This window comes from Clavibacter nebraskensis NCPPB 2581, assembly GCF_000355695.1.
Lineage (GTDB): Bacteria > Actinomycetota > Actinomycetes > Actinomycetales > Microbacteriaceae > Clavibacter > Clavibacter nebraskensis.
In genome coordinates this window covers 2188681-2208065 of sequence record NC_020891.1, presented here as the reverse complement: position 1 = coordinate 2208065, position 19385 = coordinate 2188681, and the positions used below count along the sequence as shown (strand labels likewise).

Below are 19385 nucleotides of genomic sequence, written 5' to 3'. Positions count from 1 at the left end.
AGGCGCGGCGGGGGAGCGATCGCCCGCACCACACGCGCGTCCGCCAGGGTGGGCACGTGACCTCGCGTCGAGCCCGCATCCTCAGCCGCCTGCCCCTCGCGTTCGCAGTCCTCGTCGTCGTCCTCGTGGGCGGCACCGTGGCGGCGACCCCGTCGCTCGAGCGCGCTGGGCTCCTCGACGTCCCGCCGTCGCCGCAGCACTACGCCGACATGGCCGTCGACCTCATGGTCGACGGGCTCCAGGCGGATCCCGCCCGCGTCGCGGAGGTCCGAGCGCAGGTGGACGCGCAGGCGGCCCGGGCGCGCACCTACGCAGGCACGTACCCGGCGCTCTCCGGGGCTGCGAAGGAGCTGGGCGGCGAGCACAGCACGTTCCTCGGTCCCGTGGATGCCGCGGCGCTCTTCGGTGACGAGGCACCGGCATCCGATGCGGCGGCGCCTCGGCCCACGGTCTCCACGGCCGACGGGATCACGACCATCGTCGTCCCCGGGCTCCTGGGCGGAGACGAGGCCTCCCGCCAGCGCTACGTCGACGCGGGCGCGCAGGGACTCGTCGACGCGGCGCCCGCGACCACGCGCGGCTGGGTCGTGGACCTCCGCGGGAACCACGGCGGCGACATGTGACCCATGCTCGCGGCCCTGTCGCCGCTCCTCGACGAGGGCCGGGTCATGTCCTTCGAGCACGCGGATCGATCGCGGCCCGTCACCGTGGGCGGCGGCGCCGTCGCCGACGACGGGCAGGTCGTCGCGACGAGCGGCGCGGGCCGGGTGCCCGCAGGCCTCCCGATCGCGGTGCTCACCGACGGCATGACCGTGAGCTCCGGCGAGGCCGCCGCCATCGCGTTCGTCGGCCAGGAAGGCGTGCGCTCGTTCGGTCAGCCGACCTTCGGCTTCAGCACGGAGAACGATCCGCGGTACCTCGTCGACGGCGCGATCGTGAATCGCACGGTCGGGGTCGACACGGATCGCACGGGGAGGCGCTACGGCGTGCCCGTCGTGCCGGACGTCGTGGTCGACGACTCGGGCATCACCGCCGCGATCGACGCCTGGTTCGACGGGCCGCGGTAGCCCGGCCGGCCGCGCTCAGCCGACCTCGACCAGCGTGATCCCCGCCGAGCGGTCGCCCGACGCGAGCGCCTCGAGCGCGGCCGGGGCGTCGTCGAGCGCGATGCGGTGCTCGATGAGCAGCTCCGGGCGGAGCGCGCCCGAGGCGACCATGGCCATCAGCTCCGCGTAGTCGTGCGCGGGCATTCCGTGGCTGCCGTGCAGGCTCAGCTCCTGGCTGATGACGAACGGCACGGGCACCGTCGGCTCGCTCGCGAACAGGCCGATCTGCACCTGGCGGCCCGTCGGCGCGAGGGCCAGCAGGCTGATCCGGAGCGTGGACTCGCGGCCGAGCGCCTCCACCGACACCTGCACGCCGTCGGGCGAGACCGCGTGGATCGCGTCGAGGACGTCGAGCTCCGAGAGGTCGGACGAGTCGATCGTGTACTCGGCGCCGAGCTCCGACGCGCGCGCGAGGGCGGCCGGGTCGACGTCGACCGCGATCACCTCCGCGCCCACCGCCACGCCGATCATCACCGCGCTGAGGCCCACGCCGCCGCAGCCGATGACGAGGAGGCGCTCGCCGCGCTGGATCCGGGCGCGGTGCACGAGCCCGCGGGACGCGGTGGCGAAGCGGCAGCCGAGGAGCGCCGCCGCGCCCGCGTCGAGCTCGTCGGGGACGGGGATCAGGTTCACGTCGGCGTCGTGCAGCGCGACGAGCTCGGCGAAGGACCCCCAGTGCGTGAAGCCCGGCTGCGTCTGGTCGCGGCACACCTGGCCGTCGCCGGCGCGGCACTCGGGGCAGCGGCCGCACGCGCAGACGAACGGGACGGTGACGCGGTCCCCGACGTGGAAGCGCGTGACCTCGGGGCCGACCTCGTGGATCCGCCCGACCAGCTCGTGGCCCGGTACCTGCGGGAGCGCGATGCCGTCGTCGTGGCCGAGCCAGCCGTGCGCGTCGCTGCGGCACACGCCCGTGGCCTCGACGCGCACGACGACGCCGGCGGGGGACGGTGCGGGATCCGGCAGCTCGCGGACGACGGGGGTCTGGCCGAACTTCTCGTAGACGACGGCACGCATGGGGGCTCCTCGGGGTGGGGGGCGGGGACGGGCTCGTCCACGGTATCCGAGCCGCGGCCCGCACCCGGCGCGCGCTGGCAGACTGGCCCGGTGACCCGCACCCCCGCCGCCCCCGCGTTCACCCGTCCGTCGCTCGCGCCCGGGCTCCTCGGCGCCATCGTGCTGCTGGCCGGGTTCGCGGTGATCGACGGCGACCTGTTCACGGTCGTGCGGTTCGCGGTCGCGATCCTCGCGCTCATCATGATCGTGTTCTCGGTGCGCGCCCGCAGCTGGTGGAGCGCCGTGCTGCTCGCGGCCGTCGCGGTCATGTGGAACCCCGTCGCCGTGATCCCCGTCGAGGCCGTCACCTGGCAGTCGCTGCAGTACGTCGCCACGATCGTGTTCATCGCCGCGGGCATCCTCGTGAAGGTGCCCGTGGAGGACGCGCCTACGCCGGGCCGACCCCGAACGCGCGCTCCTCGGTGAGGCCGCGGCGGAGGTACGCGACGATCTCGTCGAGCGAGCGGCGCGCGAGCGCCGGGTCCGCGGCCGGATAGGCGAGCCAGCCCTGGTCGGCGCGGGGGATCCGCACGAGCCGCGCCTTCGTCCCCGCCGCCTTGAGCGCCGCGACGCCCTCGACGACGTGGTCGATCCGCTCGTCCGCGGCGCCCACGTGCACGAGCGCGTCCGGCAGCCGGTCGAGCCCGTGGCCCCGCCGGTCGGACGCCTGCCCGGTCGGCACGTCGCCGGACGGGCTCACGAGCACGAGCCGCAGCACGGCCGGCCCGTCGGCGTCGCGGGCGAGGGCGGTGACCCGCAGCGCGCGGTCGGCGCCCGGGCCGTCGCCGAGGATCCCGAGGCGCTCCGGCGTGCCGTTCCAGCCGGCCGCGTGCGAGGCGATCCAGGAGAGGCCGGCGAGCGCCTGCGCGTCGTCGTCGGGCGCCATGGCCACGACGACCGCGCGGAGGTCCTTCGCGAGGGTGGAGGGGAGCCAGTCGCCGTCGTGCCGGGCGAGCACCACGAGCACGGGGGATCCGGTCGCCGAGCGGTCGTGCCCGGGCGGCGTCCAGACGGCGATGTCGAGGGGGAGGCCCTGCTCGCCGGCAGAGCGCCGGACGACGCGCGTGCCCGCCGCGGGCGTCCCGCGCATGGATCGCGCGACGGCGGGGACGTGCCGGATCGCGAGGCCGAGGATCCGGCGGCGCGGGGTGACGGACGCCGCGGTGGTGCGCGCGGCCATCAGGCGCGACCCGCGGATCCGGCGCCCGCCGATCCGGGCACCGGCGACCCGGAGACGGAGGCGGGCGCCTCCGACGGACGCGTCTCGCGTCCGCCGCGCGGCACCGCGCCGTGGCCCTCGGGCACGCGCTCGTCCTCGCGGACCGGACCGGGAGGCGTGCCGTCGCCGAACGGGCGGCCGCCGAGCTCCTCGCGCCCGTGCGGCTCGAGCCAGCCCCAGGTCTCGGGGCCCGTGGGCACGACGCGGGTCGGGTTGATGTCGGTGTGCGTCAGGTAGTAGTGCTGCTTGATCTGCACGAAGTCGATGGTGTCGCCGAATCCGGGCGTCTGGAAGAGGTCGCGCGCGTAGGCCCAGAGCACGGGCATCTCGTCGAGCTTCTGCCGGTTGCACTTGAAGTGGCCGTGGTACACGGCGTCGAAGCGCGCGAGCGTGGTGAAGAGGCGGACGTCGGCCTCGGTGATCGTGTCGCCCACCAGGTAGCGCTGGGTGGCGAGCCGGTCGCTCAGCCAGTCGAGGCGGCCGAAGAGGCGGTCGTTGGCCTTCTCGTACGCCTCCTGGGACCCCGCGAAGCCGCAGCTGTACACGCCGTTGTTCACGTCGCGGAAGACGAGGTCGGCGACCTCGTCGATCTCGGCGCGGAGGTGCTCGGGGTAGAGGTCCGGCGCGCCCTCGCGGTGGTGCTCGGTCCACTCGGTGGAGAGGTCGAGCGTGATCTGCGGGTAGTCGTTGGTGACGACCTGGCCGGACGGGATGTCGACGAGCGCCGGCACGGTGATCCCGCGCGGGTAGTCGGGGAAGCGCGCGAAGAACGACTCCTGCAGGCGCTCGGTGCCGAGGACCGGGTCGCGGCCGTCGGGGTCGAGGTCGAAGGTCCAGCTGCGGGCGTCGTGCGTGGGGCCGGGGAGGCCGAGCGAGATCGCGTCCTCGAGGCCGAGCAGGCGCCGCACGATCACCGAGCGGTTCGCCCACGGGCATGCGCGCGCCGCGACGAGGCGGTAGCGGCCGGCCTCGACGGGCCAGCCCTGCGAGCCGTCGCGGAGGATGCGGTCCTCGATGTAGTTCGTGTCGCGGGTGAACTCACCCTCCTCGACGTAGCGGCCGGGGGCGCCCGCCTCGTTGGTACCGGTGGGTGTCGCCTGATCCGTCATGCATCCAGCCTAGGCCGGGGCGGTCGGCGACGACCGGGCCGGGCCGCGCCGCGCACGGCGGCGCATCGCGGGCCCGCCGTGCCCTAAACTCCTCCTGTGCCCGTCCTCCCCGAGGCGGCCGGGCGCAGGCGGCGGACCCGCATCCCACCCCCGACCCGGAACCCCGGTTGCTCGAGGAAGGTCCCCTCGCCGCCGTCCGACCGCACGCGTCACCGTGCGCGACGGGCTCACGACCTTCCGATCCGGGAGCGCAGGCGCGGCCTGGCCCCGGCAGTGAACAAGGAGTTGCATGGCTCGCACCGGCCAGCGGCGGTCCTCCGCCCGCACGCGCACGATCGACAACGAGGGGCTCATCCCCGTGCTGGCGCGCGCCGTGCGCGAGATCGAGCAGGCGGCCCAGCGCGGCAAGCTGAAGCCCGTCAACCGCACGAAGTTCCAGGTCATCGCCGTGCTGATGCGCGAGGAGCGCACGCACGCGAAGGACCCGGCCACCCCGCTCAGCGACTCCGAGCGCGCCGAGACCCTCAAGCGCCTCGACGGCATCGCGAGCATCCTCGCCCGCACGGCCGCGCGCGACACCTCGGTGCTGCCGCTGCTGGATCCGGACGCCAAGCTCTCCGAGGCCGCCCGCGCCATGCGCAAGCACATGCTGTTCGACGGCGGCGTGGAGATGGTCGTGGAGGAGGAGCCGGAGCCCGAGCCCGAGGATCCCGCGCTCGCCAAGCTGCACGAGCGCCAGGTCGTCCCGCCGTCGGTCAAGGCCCGCGTGCTCGCGAACCCGTTCCTCGAGCCCGACCTCGACCGGCCCGCGCCCGCCGCGCCCCCCACGCGCCTGCTGGCGAACTGGGAGCTGCTCGGCCCGCTGTTCAAGTCGTTCGAGTACGGCGCCGGCGGCGGCATCGCGAGCATGGACCTGCCCGAGAGCCCGCGCATCGACCGCCTCTCGCCGCACGGCCTCGAGCTCATGCGCCACCAGGCCCGCTTCCTCGAGAGCGTGCGCCTCGGCCACCGCGAGTTCCTGCTCGCCGACGAGCCGGGCCTCGGCAAGACCGCGCAGGCGCTGCTCGCCGCGTCGGTCGCCGACGCGTACCCGCTGCTCGTGGTCGTCCCGAACGTCGTCAAGATGAACTGGAAGCGCGAGGTCGAGCGCTGGACGCCGCACCGCCGCGCCACCGTGATCCACGGCGACGGCCTCGGGCTCGACGCGTTCGCCGACGTGGTCATCGTCAACTACGAGGTGCTGGACCGCCACATCGGCTGGCTGCGCACGCTCGGCTTCCGCGGCATGGTCGTCGACGAGGCGCACTTCATCAAGAACCTGCAGTCGCAGCGCTCCAAGTTCGTGCTCGCGCTCGCCGAGAGCATCCGGCAGCGCCAGTCGAACCCGCTGCTCATGGCGCTGACGGGCACGCCGCTCATCAACGACATCGACGACTTCCGCGCCATCTGGCAGTTCCTCGGCTGGATCGACGGCGACAAGCCCACCTCGCGCCTCATGGGCGAGCTGGAGGAGGCGGGCCTCACGCCCGCCGACCCCGGCTTCTTCGCCGAGGCCCGGCGCGCGGTCATCGACCTCGGCATCGTGCGCCGTCGCAAGATCGACGTGGCGACCGACCTGCCGTCCAAGCGCATCGCCGACCTGCCGGTCGAGCTCGACGACGACCTGGGCCGGTCCATCCGCCAGGCCGAGCGCGAGCTCGCGGCGCGGCTCGTCAAGCGCTTCACGGCGCTCGTGGGCGCGCGCGGCACCACGGTCGCCGACGTCATGGACGGACCGGCGTCCGAGCGCGCGAGCCTCGTGCGGCTCGTCGCGCAGTCCGAGCTCGACGAGGCCAAGGCGCAGAAGACCGGCGAGAACGTGTTCACCATGGTCCGCCGCATCGGCCAGGCCAAGGCCGTGCTCGCGGCCGACTACGCCGCCCAGCTCGCGCGATCCGTGGGCAAGGTCGTGTTCTTCGCGAAGCACGTCGACGTGATGGACCAGGCCGAGGCCACGTTCGCGAAGCGCGAGCTGAAGAGCGTGTCGATCCGCGGCGACCAGTCGCCGGCCGCGCGCCAGAACGCGATCGACTCGTTCCAGAACGACCCCGAGGTCAAGGTCGTGGTCTGCTCGCTCACCGCGGCGGGCGTCGGACTCAACCTGCAGGCCGCGTCGAACGTGGTGCTCGCCGAGCTCAGCTGGACCAGCGCGGAGCAGACGCAGGCCATCGACCGCGTGCACCGCATCGGCCAGGAGGAGCCCGTCACCGCGTGGCGGATCATCGCGGCGCAGACCATCGACGCGAAGATCGCGGAGCTCATCGACAGCAAGGCGGGCCTCGCGGCGCGCGCGCTCGACGGCGAGGACTTCGACGAGACCGGATCCACCTCCGTCCAGCTCGACGCGCTGTCGCACCTGCTCGAGGAGGCACTGGCCGCGGGCTGATCCGCGATCCGTTCCACGACGACGCCCCCGCGACCTGCTGGTCGCGGGGGTGTCGTGCGTGCGGCGCGGGTCAGTCGTCCTGACGTCGTCGGTCGGCCGCCCGCCCGATGAGGTAGGCGGCGGGGAGGACGAGCACGGCGCTCACGAGCGCCGAGGCCACGTGGTCCGACATCGGGGTCCCGCCGACCAGCGGAATCCCGGCCCGCGCGGCGCTCGCGGGCGACGGCGTCCTGCGCGTCCTGCGTCGGGTTCGAGCGCCCGGTCCCGCCGACCGCGAAGGCGATGAGGACCACCACGACCGCCATGACCGGGTGGATCAGGATCGTCATGCCCGTCATCCGCGCTCCTCAGCGCGGGTGATCCCACCCTGCGGGCCGTGGGCAGAGGCCGGACCCGACGCCCGCCACGCCCGGGATGACGTGCCCGGGCGGCCGGACGGGGACCTTCCCAGCGACCGCCCGTCGCCCTGAGGGCCCGGAACTCCGGGGGCTGCACGGGACGTGCCCCGTTCAGGGGGGGCGGAGCTCGTCCGGTGGTGGGGAACGTCCGTGAGGGGGCATACGGTTCGGCTTGTCGGGGCGATCCCCGGCACCCGTGCACCACGAGCCCACAAGGCGGCATCATGCGCAAGTCCCTCATCGCCACCACCACCGTCGTCGTCGGAGCGCTGGCCCTCACCGGCCTGACCGCCCTCCCCGCGTCCGCGGCGACCACCACCGCGACGATGGAGGTGACCGCGGGCGCGCTGAGCATCACGGCTCCCGCCGCGGTCGCGCTCTCCAACGTCGCCCCGGGTGCGACCTCCATCGGGACCCTCGCCGGCGTCCAGGTCTCCGACCTCACCGCCGACACGATCGGCTGGACCTCCTCGGTCAGCATCACGCCGTTCACGTCGGCCACCACGAAGACCTCGATCCCCGTCGCGGGCATCACGTTCACGCCCACGACCGCCACCACCACGGGTACCGTCACGGTCGGCGCGACCCCCGCGGCCGTCGGCGCCGGTGCCATCCAGACCGCCACCGCGGTCACGGGCAACAACACCGCCAAGTGGGGTGCGACGGTCGCCGTCGCCGTCGCCGTCCCCGTGAACGCCCTCGCGGCGACGGACTACACGGCCACGCTGACGCAGTCCGTCCTGTAGCACTCGCGTGATGTGGGGGCGACCGCGACCGCGGCCGTCCCCATCCGCATTCCGTCCGACCGGACGGCGTGCTCGCAACAAGCATCGGGAGCCCGTCGTGCGTCGCACCGCCAGCATCGTGATCATCGTGTCCGCGCTCGTGTTCGGCCTCGCCGCCCCGGCGACGGCAGCCGGGTCGCCCGCGCCCACCCCCGCGGACGGCATCGGCATCCGACTCCTGAACATCCCCGTCGCCACGCAGGACGACCCGCGGGCGCGCTCCTACGTCGTCGACCGCGTGCAGCCGGGCGCGACGATCACCCGCCGGGTGCAGGTGCAGAACGGCACGAGCGCGCCGCAGTCGGTGCGCCTGTACGCGGGCGGCGCCGAGATCCAGGGTGGCGCCTTCGTGGGCCTCGACGGGGCGACGCCGGACGAGCTGACCTCCTGGATCGCCGTCGCCCAGCCCGTCCTGCAGCTCGCGCCGGGGGCCAGCGCCGACGTGCCGGTGACCATCGCCGTGCCCGCCGATGCCGCGGAGGGCGAGCGCTACGCCGCCGTCTGGGCCGAGGTGGGCGCGCCCGCGCGGGGCGGCGACAACATCGCCGCCGCCAGCCGCGTAGGGATCCGGGTCTACCTGTCGGTCGGCCCCGGCAACGGGCCGCCCGCCGACTTCGCGATCGGATCCGTGACGGCAGGACGCGACGACGACGGCGCCCCGCGCATCGTCGCCTCCGTCACCAACACCGGCGGCCGCGCCGTCGACGTCTCCGGCACGCTCGCGCTGACGGACGGGCCGGGGGCGCTCTCCGTCGGGCCGTCGCCGGTGGATGCCGTGACCACGATCGCGCCGGGGGCGACCGCCGATGTCGCCGCCACGCTGGCGCCGGGCATCCCGCCCGGCCCGTGGACCGCGAAGCTGGCGCTCGCGAGCGGCCTCGTGGCGCACGACACCTCGGTCTCGGTCACGTTCCCCGACGCCGGGAGCGCCGCCGCGGTGCCGCAGGCGACGAGTCCGGATCCGCTCCTCGTGGGCGTCGCGATCGCCGCGGTCGTCGCGCTCCTCGTGGCGCTGCTCCTCCTGCTGCGTCGTCGCTCCCGCCGGCGCGCCGCGCACGCGTAGCGGCGGCGGCGCCCCTCAGCCCTCGAGGGCCGCGCCGCGGAGGTCCGGCAGGGTCAGCGCGGCGACGGCGGCCAGCGCGAACACGGCTGCGAAGACGCCGAACGGCAGCGCGACGCCGCCGAGCGCGAGGAGCGGCGGCACGCACAGCGGCGCGACGATCGACGCGAGCCGCCCGAAGCCCGCCGCGCTGCCGGCACCGGTCGCGCGCACGCGGGTCGGATAGAGCTCCGGGGTCACGGCGTAGAGCGCGCCCCACGCGCCGAGGTTCGAGAACGACATGAGGGCACCGAACACGAGGATCGTCGTCACGGAGTCGGCGGTGCCGAAGAGCCCGGCCGAGACGGCGGATCCCGCGAGGAAGACCGCGAGCGTCACCCGCCGCCCCCACTTCTCCACGAGCCACGCCGAGACCGCGTACCCGGGCAGCTGCGCGAGCGTGATGAGCAGCGTGTACTCGAACGACCGCACGAGCGAGAAGCCCTGCGCGACGAGCAGCGTCGGCAGCCAGATGAAGGCGCCGTAGTAGGCGAAGTTGACGCAGAACCACACGATCCAGAGGGACAGCGTGCGGCGGCGGAGGCGTGCGCCGAAGAGGCGCTCGCGGGGCGCGGCGTCGGCGGCGGGCGCGTCGGCGTGAGCGGCGTCCGCTGCCCGGGCCTCGGCGGTCGTCTCGTCGGCGGCGTCCGTCGCGGGATCCGCCCCCGCCGCCCGTTCGAGGTCGCGCACCACGCGCTCGGCCTCGCGGTGCCGCCCCTTCGCCTCGAGGAACCGCACCGACTCCGGCAGGCGCAGCCGCACGACGATCGCCCACACGGCGGGCACGGCGCCGAGCGCGAGCGCCCAGCGCCAGCCGTCGTCGCTCGCGGGGATCACGAGGTAGCCGATGAGCGCCGCCGCCGTCCAGCCCACGGCCCACGACGACTCGAGGATCACGATGACGCGGCCGCGGATCCGGGCGGGCGAGAACTCGCTGACGAGCGTCGACGCGACGGGCAGCTCGGCGCCGAGCCCGAGCCCCACGACGAAGCGCAGCGCGATGAGCGCGCCCACCGACATCGCGAGCGCCGAGACGCCCGTGGCCAGCCCGTAGACGAGCAGCGTGAGCGCGAACACCTGGCGGCGGCCGATCCGGTCGGCGACCAGGCCGCCGACGCTCGCGCCGATCGCCATGCCGAGGAAGCCGGCGGACGCGACGAGGCCGAGCTGCCCCGCGTCCGCCTTCCAGACGACGGCCAGCTGCGCGATGACGAACGAGATGAGGCCGACGTCCATCGCGTCGAGCGCCCAGCCGACGCCGCTCCCGCCGAGGATGCGGGAGTGCGCGCGGGTCCAGGGGAGGGCGTCGAGGCGCTGGGCGCGGTTGGGCCGCGAGGTGGTCGTGGTCATGGTCCTGGCCTCCGGGAGGGCGCTCGGGCGGTCGCGCGCCTCACGGGGAGGGGGAGGCGCGCGCGGTGGGACGAGCGTAGCGCCGGGGCGGGCCGCCGCCCGCCCCGCGACGTCAGAGCTGTCGGACCCGCTCCGCCAGGCGCTCGAAGGACGCCGCGTGCGTGACCCGCAGCGCGTCCCATGACGCCGTCATGTCGACGCGCTCCGGATCCGCCACGACCTCGGCGAAGCCGTGCTGCGCGCGCGGCACCGCGTCGCCCGGGAGCACGAGCGACTGGATGAAGGCGCCCGTGTCCTCCGCGAAGGTGAGCGTGTGGCTGGCGACGTTGCGGTGCCAGTCGTCCGACGGCCACGACAGGAACGCGACGTGGCGCGGCGCGACGCCCGTGCCCGCGGTCGACACGTAGCTGCCGTAGTGCTCCTCGCCGGGCGAGAGGATCTTGTAGGAGCCGTTGTCGAGGTACACCAGCAGCGCCTCGTCGAACGGCTTCTCGCCGAACATGGCCGTGTAGCGGAGCGCGTGGACGAGCACGGGCGCGCCGAGCGGCACCGGCAGCGCGGCCGCCGGGGTGGCGGTCGGTGCCGCGACGCATGCGGGGGCGGCCGGCCGCAGGAACTCCTCGTCGGTCACGTGCAGGCCCCACGTGGTCGCGTCGACCGGGTCGTCGCCGTCCTCCAGCACCGCGATGTGCTCCATCGGCGCGTGGGCCGTGGCGCCGTGCCAGTGTTCCTCCCCGGCCTCGATGTAGACGGATCCGCCGGGCCCGACCTCGACCACCTCGCCGCCGCGCGTGCCCACGCGGGCGATGCCGGAGGTCACGTGCAGCGTCTGCCCGAGCACGTGGGAGTGCCACACGGTGCGGGCGCCGGCCGCGAAGGTGACGGCCGCGACGACCGCGCGCTGCTCGGGGGTCTGCGGGGTGGAGAGCCAGCGGAGGCGGACCTCGCCCGTGAACTGGTGGTCGGGCATCGTGACGGCGGGGGTCTCGGCCTGGACGCGCATGCGGTGTCCTCTCTGTCGGGCACGCGGGTGCCCGGGTCGTGGAACGGGGAACCCCGGCGCGGTGGTCGCGTCGGGGCACGGGCATCCTCCCGCGGCGGCGGCCGGGAGGGGCCGGGGCGTCCCCAGGATGCGCGCCGCTCGCGGCGGACGCATCTCGGGGACCGCCCCCGGCTCAGCCGATCGCCTCCGGGGCGCGGAAGAAGTCGCGCTCGTACGCGGAGGACAGGCGCGACGCCTCGAGCATCGCGGCCCGCCGGCTCGGACCCGCGATCACCGCCGCCTCGTCCACCAGCGCGCACGCGCGCCGGGTGGCGGCCGCGAACGCCGGATCCGCGTACGTCGCCAGCCACGCCGCGTACGGGTGCGCGTCTCCCGTGGCCGCCGCTGCGGATCCCGCCGCGCGGAGGCGCGTGCCCACGTCCGCGTAGATCGTGAAGCACGGCAGCAGCGCCGCGACGAGCACGGCGTAGTCGCTCGTCGCGGCGTGCGCGAGCAGGTGGTCGACGTAGGCGCGCGTCACCGGCCCGGCGATCGCGGGCGCGGGGTGCCGGGACAGCCACTCCTCGTGCAGCGCCGACTCGGCGGCGATCGCGTCGGCGGCGCCGCGCGCCCAGACGACCTGCGCGTCCGGCGTCGGCGCGAGCTGGCTCGCGCGCGCCAGCACGCGCGAGTACGCCCGCAGGTAGATCGCGTCCTGCGCGAGGTAGTGCGAGAACCACGCCTCGGGCAGGGTGCCGTCTCCGAGGCGGCGGACGAAGGGGAGGTCGTCGATCTCGCGGCGGAGGTCGGCGGATCCCGCCCACATCTCCACGGAGATCGGCCCGGCGTGCGTGCCGGCCGCGTCCCACAGCGCGCGCAGGTGGTCGAGCGGGCCGGCGCCCGAGCCCACCTCGAGGTCCTCGGCGTGCGCGAGGGATCCGGTGAGCCACGCCTTCGCCTCCGTCAGCGCGGCGAGCCAGTCGCCGCGGCGCGGGTGCAGGGTCGCGAGCGCGCTCGAGAGAGAGCAGCCGGTGCCGTGCGTGCTGGTCGTCGCGATGCGCGGGCCGTCGACCACATGGGTCGTCGGATCCGCACCGGCCGCGGCCGGGGTCACGAGCGCGTCCGGGCAGTCGTCGACGCGGAGGTGGCCGCCCTTGACGATGACGCGGACGCCGTGCCGCGCGGCGAGGGCCCGGCCCTGCGCGAGCGCGGCCTCCCACCCGTCGGCCTCGCGCTCGCCGAGGAGCGCGGCGAGCTCGGGCAGGTTCGGGGTGACGACGTCGGCGAGCGGCAGCAGGCGGCGGAGCGCCTCGGTCGCGTCGGCGTCGAGGAGCGCGTCGCCGGACTGGGCGACCATGACCGGATCCAGCACCACGACCGGGGGCCGCACCGCGCGCAGCCAGTCGGCCACCTCGTCGACCACGGCGGCGGATCCGAGCATGCCGATCTTCACGGCGTCGATGACGACGTCGTCGGAGACCGCGTCGAGCTGCGCGCGCAGGAACGCGACGGGCGGCACGTGGATCTCGCGCACGCCCCGCGTGTTCTGCGCGACGAGCGCCGTGACGACCGCCATGCCGTAGCCGCCGTTCGCCGCGATGGACTTGAGGTCGGCCTGGATGCCGGCGCCGCCCGTGGGATCCGTGCCCGCGATGCTGAGCACGCGGGGGACCGGGCGGAGCGCGGGAGCGGACGCGGCGTCCTCGGCTGCCGTCACGACGTCGGCCGCGGGAGCCGTCGCATCGCCGGCCGCTGCGCGCACCCGCCCCCATGCCTCCGCGAGCTCGCGCGCCGCGGCCTCCGGATCCTCCGCCGCGCACACGGCCGACACGACGGCCGTGCCCGCGCCGCCTGCCGCCGCGATCGCGTCCACGTCGCGCACGTCCACCCCGCCGATCGCGATGCACGGGACGGGGGAGAGCCCCGCGATGATCCCGAACCCGCCGTGCCCGAGCGGCGTCGGGTGGCCGGGCTTGGTGGTCGTGGGGCGGATCACGCCGACGCCGAGGTAGTCGACCGTGCCGGCGGGGAGCGCGCGCACCGCCTCCACGTGCGCCGGGGTGTTCGCGGTGAGGCCCACGACGAGGCGGCGGTCGGGGCTGGCCGCGTCGAGCATCCGCCGCACGAGGTCGGCGGGCACGTCGGACTGGCCGACGTGCACGCCGTCCACGTGCACGCCGCGGGCGAGGGCCGCGAGGACGACGTCGACGCGGTCGTCGACGAGCAACAGCGGCCGGGGCGCGGACGGATGCGCTGCCGCGTGGGCCTCGATCGCGTCCGCCGCCGCGACCACCGTCGCCAGCAGCTCGGCCGCGCTGGCGTGCTTGTCGCGGATCTGCACCGCCGTCGCCCCGCCCGCCACCGCCGCCGCGACGACCGCGGGCACGCCGCGCTCGCCGCACAGGGCCGGGTCGGTGACGAGGTAGACGGAGAGGTCGAGCGCGCTCACGAGAGGCGCTCGCGCTGGGCGACGAGCTCGGGGGTGACGGCGTCGAGCGCGTCGAGCAGCGCGACCGCGAAGGATCCCGGCCCGCGCGCGCCCTCGGCGGCGACCTCGGCCGCGATCGTGTAGACGCTCGTCGCGGCGACGGCGGCCCGTAGCGGATCCGGATCCGTCGACGCGAACGCCGCCATCACCGCGCCGAGCGCGCAGCCCCCGCCCGTCACCTTCGTGAGCCACGCGTCGCCCGTGTGCACGCGCACGATCCGCGTCCCGTCCGTGATGTGGTCGACCGGGCCCGAGACCGCGACGACCGTGCCGTAGGTGCGCGCCAGCAGCGCCGCGGCGTCGAGCGCCGCCTCCACCTCGTCGGTGGCGTCGACCCCGCGGCCGCCCGCGCCGCCGGTCGCGAGCGCGATGACCTCCGACGCGTTGCCGCGCACGATCGTCGGCGACAGCGCCACGAGCTCGTGCGCGAGCCGCGTCCGCACCGGCAGGGCCCCGACCGCGACGGGATCCAGCACCCACGGCGTGCCCGCCTCGCGCGCCGCGTGAGCGGCCTCGACCGCCGCCTCCCGCTGCTCCACGTGCGGCGTGCCGAGGTTGACGAGCAGGCTCGACGCGATCCGCGCGAACGGCCCCGCCTCGGTCGGTATGTCCGTCATCGCGGGCGCGGCGCCCAGCGCGAGGAGGACGTTCGCGGTGAAGCCGGTGACCACCGCGTTCGTGATGCACTGCACGAGCGGCTGGCGCTCCCGCAGCCGGTGGAGGAGATCCGCGGAGGCGGTCCTTGTCCAGGTGACCTGGGTGGATGGGCGCGCAGCGCTCATGATGACATCCCTCCGCCGGTGCGAACCGGATCAGGTGCGACGGGTCTCATCTCAGCCCTCGTGGGCACCCCGTGTCAGGGATCCACCCTAGGGGGAGACGCGTCGCACCCGCCAGGACGACCGGCGGCGGAGGGGCGGCGGCGCGCTAGGCGAGCCCCGCCACGTCGAGCACCCACGCGTAGTCCGACGCGCGCTCGCGCCACGCGTCGTAGCGGCCCGACTTGCCGCCGTGGCCGGCCTGCATCTCGGTGCGCAGCAGCACGGGCGCGCCGACCTCGCGGAGGCGGGCCGTCCACTTGGCGGGCTCGACGTAGAGCACCCGCGTGTCGTTGAGGCTCGTGACCGCGAGGATCCGCGGGTACTCCACGCCCTCGCGCACGTTCTCGTACGGCGTGTACGACTTCATGTACGCGTAGACCTCGGGGTCGTGCAGCGGGTCACCCCACTCGTCCCACTCGATCACGGTGAGCGGCAGCGACGGGTCGAGGATGCTCGTGAGCGCGTCCACGAACGGCACGCCCGCGAGGATCCCGGCGAACCGGTCGGGCGCGATGTTCGCGACCGCGCCCATCAGGAGCCCGCCCGCGCTGCGGCCCTCGGCCACGAGCTTGTCCGGGCTCGTCCACCCGCGCGCGATGAGGTGGTCGGCGGCCGCGACGAAGTCGGTGAACGTGTTCTTCTTGGTGAGCGTCTTGCCCTCGTCGTACCAGCGCCGGCCCATCTCGCCGCCGCCGCGCACGTGCGCGATGACGAACGCCATGCCCCGGTCGAGCAGCGACAGCCGCGCGATGGAGAACGACGGGTCGATGCTCGCCTCGTACGAGCCGTAGCCGTAGAGCAGGAGCGGCGCAGGGGTGCCCGGGTGCACGAGGCCGCGCTTGTAGACCACCGACAGGGGGATCTCCGTGCCGTCCTCCGCGGTCGCCCACTCGCGGGTCTGCACGTAGTCGTCCGGGTCGTAGCCGCCGCGCACGGGCTGCTGCTTGAGGAGGCGGAGCTCGCGGGTCGCGAGCACGTAGTCGAAGGTGGTGGCCGGGGTCGCGAGGCTCGTGTAGCCGAGGCGCACGGTGGGCTGCGCGAACTCGGGGTTGCCCGCGGTGCCGACCGTGTAGATCGGCTCGTCGAACGCGATCTCGTGCAGCTGCTCGCCGTCGAGGATCCTGTCGAAGGGGATCACGCCGACGCGGGTGAGGCCCTCGCGGCGGTAGGAGATCACGAGGTGGTCGGCGAACGCGCTGGCGTCCTCGAGGCGCACCTCGTCGTCGTGGGGGATGACGACCTGGCGGTCGGTGGTGGAGGTCGGGTCGTCGGCCGGCACGTCGATGAGCTCGAAGTTCGTGGCGCCGTCGTTGTGCAGGATGAGGAGCCGGTCGCTCCCGTCGATGACCGCGTGGTCGACGTCGTACTCGACGCCGTGGCGGCGCGGCCACACCGAGCGGAACGAACCCGTGGGGTCGCCGGCGTCGAGCAGCAGCACCTCGGTCGTGATCTTCGAGCCCACCTCGATGACGAGGTACTGGCGGCTGCGGGTCATGCCGAAGCCGACGAAGTAGCTCTCGTCGGGCTCGGTGAAGACTTTCACGTCCTGCGACGCGGGAGTGCCGACGCGGTGGCGCCACACGGTGTCGGGGCGCCAGGCGTCGTCGACCGTGACGTAGAAGAGGTGGTCGCCGTGCGCCGAGAAGGTGGCGCCGTGGCTCGTGCCGGGGATCTCGTCGGCGAGGTCCTCGCCCGTGGCGAGGTCGCGGATCTTGAGCGTGAAGCGCTCGTCGCCCTCGGTGTCGGTGGAGTAGGCGAGGAGCGATCCGTCGGGGCTGACCTCGAACGCGCCGAGCGAGAAGAACTCGTGGCCCTCCGCCTCGGCGTTGGAGTCGAGGAGCACCTGCTCGCCGGGGATCGCGGTGCCGTCGGCCGCGGGCTCGATGGCGGGCGGGGTCCAGTCGTCGGGGCCGGCGACGGGACGGCGGCAGCGGATCGCGTACTGCGACCCCTCGACCGTGCGGGCGTAGTACCACCAGTCGCCCTCGCGGACGGGGACGGAGAGGTCGGTCTCCTGCGTGCGGTCCTTGATCTCCGTGAAGATCCGCTCGCGCAGCGGCTCCAGATGCGCGGTCGCGCCTTCCGTGTACGCGTTCTCGGCCTCGAGGTGCGCGATGACACGGGCGTCGTCCTTGTCGCGCAGCCACTCGTAGCGGTCCACGAACGTGTCGCCGTGGAACGTGCGCTCGATCGGGCGCTGCTCCGCGACGGGAGGGGTGGAAGCGGAGTCGGATGCGGGGGAGGAGACGGCCGGGACGGCGGGGTCGGTCATCCCGCCAGCCTACCGACGGGGGCATGCGCACCTTCGATCCGGTCCGAAGGTGCGCATGGCCCCTGTCCGGTGCCCTGCTGCCGTCCGAGGCTCCTCCGCGTGTCAGTCCTCCGGTCGTGGGCGTCGCCGTCGGACTGCGGCGACCACGGCACCCACGACGATGAGCGCGCCACCGAGGACACCCCACCAGCTGCCCGCCGCGTCAGTCGCCCCGTACGGGATCGACAAGAATATCAATCCGATGCCCACGAGGGCGAGGAGGATCTGTCCGAACATCTGCCCCTTCCCCTCAGTGCCTGAATCTCGACGTCGCATTCCAGAAATCACTGCACACCCCCTCGAGTGCTTCTCCTCCGTTGAACGCCGCCCCGAGGACAGCGAGCCAGTTCCCCGTCATCACGCCGCCTGCACCGGCGAATCCGGTTCCCGCGAGCCGCAGGTAGCAGCGACGCTGGAGGGCTTGCTCGTGCAACGTCAGTCGGGGGCCGTAGGTGGTGTGCACGGCGCGCCCGTGATCCATATAGCACCCCACCGAGGACGAGCAATAGGTGGTCGGCTGCTCTCCCCATTGGTCGAGGACCTCAGCTCGTGCGGGGGTCGACAAGCCCAGGGTCAACAGACCGACGGCACTGATGCTCAAGATGGTGCTCTTCATCCTCATGACTGCCTCTTCTCGGCGACCACGGGATGCCGCTCCCTGCGGCGTGGTCGCCACTCGGGGAAGATAGAGGCGATTCAGTGTTCGCGCGCCAGAAGAGCACAGGTCGGTCGAGCTGTTCCCGGCAGCGGGTGCGAGCGCGCGATCAGGAGGTGATCGGCCCGGCCTCGCGCGGCCCGGTCGCGCCCGGCGTGGTCGCCGCGCCGAGCGTGCTCGAGCGGGTGGCGAGGCGCGCGACCGCCTGCAGCGGGATCGACAGCCAGCCGGGCCGGTTGCGCACCTCGTAGATCGCCTCGTACACCGCCTTGTCGATCTCGAACGCGTCGAGCAGCGCGCGGTTCGCGCGGAGGTCGGTGCCCGAGCGGGCGATGTAGCCGTCGACGAACGCGCGGCGGGCGGCGGACGCCCACGTGGCGGCCGTCTTGCCGGGGTGCGCGAGCGCGTAGGAGCCGGCCACGTAGTCGAACGAGCGGAGCATGCCGGCGACGTCGCGGAGCGTGACGTCGGGCAGCGAGCGCTCGTGCATCGGCCGCAGCGGCTCGCCCTCGAAGTCGAGGAGCACCCAGCCGCGGTTCGGCACCGAGAGCACCTGGCCGAGGTGGTAGTCGCCGTGGATGCGCTGCAGCTTCGGCCACTCGCCCTTCTCGGCGGCGTCGTACACGCTTGCGATGGCGTCGTGGAAGGCGGCGATCTCGGGGACCTCGCGCTCGGCCGTCGCGTGGCGGCGGCGGAAGCTGACCATGATCCCCTCGATGACGTCGGGAGTGGCCTCGACGGTGGGGAGCGCGGCGGCGAGCGTCGCGTGGACGTCGGCGGTCGCCTCGCCGAGCGCCCGGGCCTCGGCCTGGAAGTCGGCGTCGGCCTCGGCGGCGCGGAGCGCGACGCGCCAGGCGTCGGTCACGCCGGGCAGGAACTCCTGCGCGAAGGCGACGTGCCCTATGGCTCGACCCTCCTCGCGGCCGGAGTCGCTCCACTCGGCGAGCACGCTGCCCATGGTCTGCGGCACGAGCCGGGATCCGGCGCCCGCGATGGCCGACTGGAGCACGACGTCCGGGTTCTCGCCGTGGTGGAGCGCGCGGAAGACCTTGACGATCATCGGGTTCACGGCCTGGCCGTCGGCCGAGACCATGTCGTAGATGATCGACGTGTTCGACTGCTCGCCCGAGAGCACGTGGGATCCGACGACGGTCGCGATCTCCACGCCCGGCTGGCGCTGCCCGCGCGCGCTCGCCCCGAGCGACGTCTCGTCGACGTCGGCGTCGCGGTCGTCGAGGATCGTGCGGATGAGCGCCCACGCGTACGCGGGGTCGTGGGGGCCGTCGTAGACGTGCAGCTCGACGCCGTCGTCCTCGACGGTGGTGCCGATGTGGAAGGGCTTCAGCTCCTCCAGGGGCGCCTCCCGGTAGGTGAGCGGCACCTGATACAGGACGGGCTTGGCGCTGCCGTGGTCGATGATCAGGTGCGTCTCGATGCGGGCGAACCAGCCCTCGTCGCTGAAGCTCCAGCCGCCGATGCGCTCGAGGCGCGGCTCGGTGCCCTTGGAGGCGAACCAGCGCTGCTCGCGCATCCACGCGGCGAGGAAGTCGGGGATGACGCTGAGGTCGTGGTGCTGCATGG

The 19385-nt window shown here is 74.3% G+C and carries 16 protein-coding genes and 1 riboswitch; of the genes, 6 read left to right on the top strand and 10 right to left on the bottom strand.

The features are described from left to right. Window positions 1–56 precede the first annotated feature (56 nt). On the top strand, window positions 57–623 hold the full coding sequence (locus tag CMN_RS10365; protein ID WP_041465281.1) for a hypothetical protein: 567 nt from the start codon (window positions 57–59) through the stop codon (window positions 621–623). A 3-nt stretch (window positions 624–626) separates the two neighbouring features. Next, the gene (locus CMN_RS10360; RefSeq protein ID WP_045929246.1) at window positions 627–1067 is read left to right on the top strand and encodes a S41 family peptidase; all 441 of its coding nucleotides are present in this window, start codon (window positions 627–629) and stop codon (window positions 1065–1067) included. Between the two features lie 15 nt (window positions 1068–1082). Here CMN_RS10360 and CMN_RS10355 read toward each other — a convergent pair whose 3' ends face one another. Further along, on the bottom strand, window positions 1083–2123 hold the full coding sequence (locus CMN_RS10355) for a zinc-dependent alcohol dehydrogenase family protein (protein ID WP_015490760.1): 1041 nt from the start codon (window positions 2121–2123) through the stop codon (window positions 1083–1085). A 90-nt stretch (window positions 2124–2213) separates the two neighbouring features. Between CMN_RS10355 and CMN_RS10350 the strand changes: the two genes are divergently transcribed. Continuing rightward, window positions 2214–2588, top strand: coding sequence for a DUF6804 family protein (locus tag CMN_RS10350; protein WP_015490759.1), 375 nt, complete (start codon window positions 2214–2216; stop codon window positions 2586–2588). Here the strand turns inward: CMN_RS10350 and CMN_RS10345 are convergent. Both CMN_RS10345 and CMN_RS10340 read right to left on the bottom strand, forming a co-directional pair. Continuing rightward, entirely contained in the window at window positions 2551–3342 is a 792-nt protein-coding gene (locus tag CMN_RS10345; RefSeq protein ID WP_015490758.1) for an alpha/beta hydrolase, read from the bottom strand. The two genes, CMN_RS10350 and CMN_RS10345, sit on opposite strands and share 38 nt — an antisense overlap. Further along, a complete protein-coding gene (locus CMN_RS10340; protein ID WP_015490757.1) occupies window positions 3342–4490 on the bottom strand; it encodes a glutathione S-transferase family protein in 1149 nt (382 codons plus the stop codon). The genes CMN_RS10345 and CMN_RS10340 overlap by 1 nt, the downstream gene beginning before the upstream one ends. 289 nt (window positions 4491–4779) lie before the next feature. Between CMN_RS10340 and CMN_RS10335 the strand changes: the two genes are divergently transcribed. From CMN_RS10335 to CMN_RS10325, 3 genes are all read left to right on the top strand, one after another. Further along, window positions 4780–6915 carry a DEAD/DEAH box helicase gene (locus tag CMN_RS10335; protein ID WP_015490756.1) on the top strand — a complete coding sequence of 712 codons (2136 nt, stop codon included), beginning with the start codon at window positions 4780–4782 and terminating at the stop codon, window positions 6913–6915. Between the two features lie 622 nt (window positions 6916–7537). Then, window positions 7538–8059, top strand: a complete 522-nt coding sequence (locus tag CMN_RS10330; RefSeq protein ID WP_015490755.1) for a hypothetical protein — start codon at window positions 7538–7540, stop codon at window positions 8057–8059. 97 nt (window positions 8060–8156) lie between these two features. Continuing rightward, complete coding sequence (locus CMN_RS10325) at window positions 8157–9161, top strand: conserved secreted protein (protein ID WP_015490754.1); 1005 nt, start codon at window positions 8157–8159, stop codon at window positions 9159–9161. Window positions 9162–9176: 15 nt separating this feature from the next. Here CMN_RS10325 and CMN_RS10320 read toward each other — a convergent pair whose 3' ends face one another. The 7 genes from CMN_RS10320 to CMN_RS10285 form a co-directional block, all read right to left on the bottom strand. Further along, on the bottom strand, window positions 9177–10547 hold the full coding sequence (locus CMN_RS10320; RefSeq protein WP_015490753.1) for an MFS transporter: 1371 nt from the start codon (window positions 10545–10547) through the stop codon (window positions 9177–9179). Between the two features lie 112 nt (window positions 10548–10659). After that, a complete protein-coding gene (locus tag CMN_RS10315) occupies window positions 10660–11550 on the bottom strand; it encodes a cupin domain-containing protein (protein ID WP_015490752.1) in 891 nt (296 codons plus the stop codon). 172 nt (window positions 11551–11722) lie between these two features. Further along, window positions 11723–13978, bottom strand: coding sequence for a bifunctional hydroxymethylpyrimidine kinase/phosphomethylpyrimidine kinase (gene thiD, locus CMN_RS10310; RefSeq protein WP_015490751.1), 2256 nt, complete (start codon window positions 13976–13978; stop codon window positions 11723–11725). Further along, complete coding sequence (gene thiM / locus CMN_RS10305; protein WP_015490750.1) at window positions 13975–14799, bottom strand: hydroxyethylthiazole kinase; 825 nt, start codon at window positions 14797–14799, stop codon at window positions 13975–13977. Before thiM ends, thiD begins: the two co-directional genes overlap by 4 nt. After that, a riboswitch (TPP riboswitch) is annotated at window positions 14790–14881 on the bottom strand. It overlaps the preceding gene by 10 nt. A 63-nt stretch (window positions 14882–14944) precedes the next feature. Further along, a complete protein-coding gene (locus CMN_RS10300; RefSeq protein ID WP_015490749.1) occupies window positions 14945–17110 on the bottom strand; it encodes a S9 family peptidase in 2166 nt (721 codons plus the stop codon). Window positions 17111–17399: 289 nt separating this feature from the next. Then, the gene (locus CMN_RS10290; RefSeq protein WP_155119031.1) at window positions 17400–17765 is read right to left on the bottom strand and encodes a hypothetical protein; all 366 of its coding nucleotides are present in this window, start codon (window positions 17763–17765) and stop codon (window positions 17400–17402) included. Between the two features lie 148 nt (window positions 17766–17913). Next, window positions 17914–19383 (bottom strand): maltokinase N-terminal cap-like domain-containing protein, encoded by a 1470-nt coding sequence (locus tag CMN_RS10285; RefSeq protein WP_015490746.1) that lies wholly within the window; start codon window positions 19381–19383, stop codon window positions 17914–17916. Window positions 19384–19385 lie beyond the last annotated feature (2 nt).

Excerpts from the sequence above, each read along its gene's own strand:
- CMN_RS10360 (WP_045929246.1), top strand. The coding sequence starts at position 627 with ATGCTCGCGGCCCTGTCGCCGCTCCTCGACGAGGGCCGGGTCATGTCC.
- CMN_RS10355 (WP_015490760.1), bottom strand. The coding sequence starts at position 2,123 with ATGCGTGCCGTCGTCTACGAGAAGTTCGGCCAGACCCCCGTCGTCCGC.
- CMN_RS10345 (WP_015490758.1), bottom strand. The coding sequence starts at position 3,342 with ATGGCCGCGCGCACCACCGCGGCGTCCGTCACCCCGCGCCGCCGGATC.
- CMN_RS10340 (WP_015490757.1), bottom strand. The coding sequence starts at position 4,490 with ATGACGGATCAGGCGACACCCACCGGTACCAACGAGGCGGGCGCCCCC.
- CMN_RS10335 (WP_015490756.1), top strand. The coding sequence starts at position 4,780 with ATGGCTCGCACCGGCCAGCGGCGGTCCTCCGCCCGCACGCGCACGATC.
- CMN_RS10330 (WP_015490755.1), top strand. The coding sequence starts at position 7,538 with ATGCGCAAGTCCCTCATCGCCACCACCACCGTCGTCGTCGGAGCGCTG.
- CMN_RS10320 (WP_015490753.1), bottom strand. The coding sequence starts at position 10,547 with ATGACCACGACCACCTCGCGGCCCAACCGCGCCCAGCGCCTCGACGCC.
- CMN_RS10315 (WP_015490752.1), bottom strand. The coding sequence starts at position 11,550 with ATGCGCGTCCAGGCCGAGACCCCCGCCGTCACGATGCCCGACCACCAG.
- thiM (WP_015490750.1), bottom strand. The coding sequence starts at position 14,799 with ATGAGCGCTGCGCGCCCATCCACCCAGGTCACCTGGACAAGGACCGCC.
- CMN_RS10300 (WP_015490749.1), bottom strand. The coding sequence starts at position 17,110 with ATGACCGACCCCGCCGTCCCGGCCGTCTCCTCCCCCGCATCCGACTCC.
- CMN_RS10290 (WP_155119031.1), bottom strand. The coding sequence starts at position 17,765 with ATGAAGAGCACCATCTTGAGCATCAGTGCCGTCGGTCTGTTGACCCTG.
- CMN_RS10285 (WP_015490746.1), bottom strand. The coding sequence starts at position 19,383 with ATGCAGCACCACGACCTCAGCGTCATCCCCGACTTCCTCGCCGCGTGG.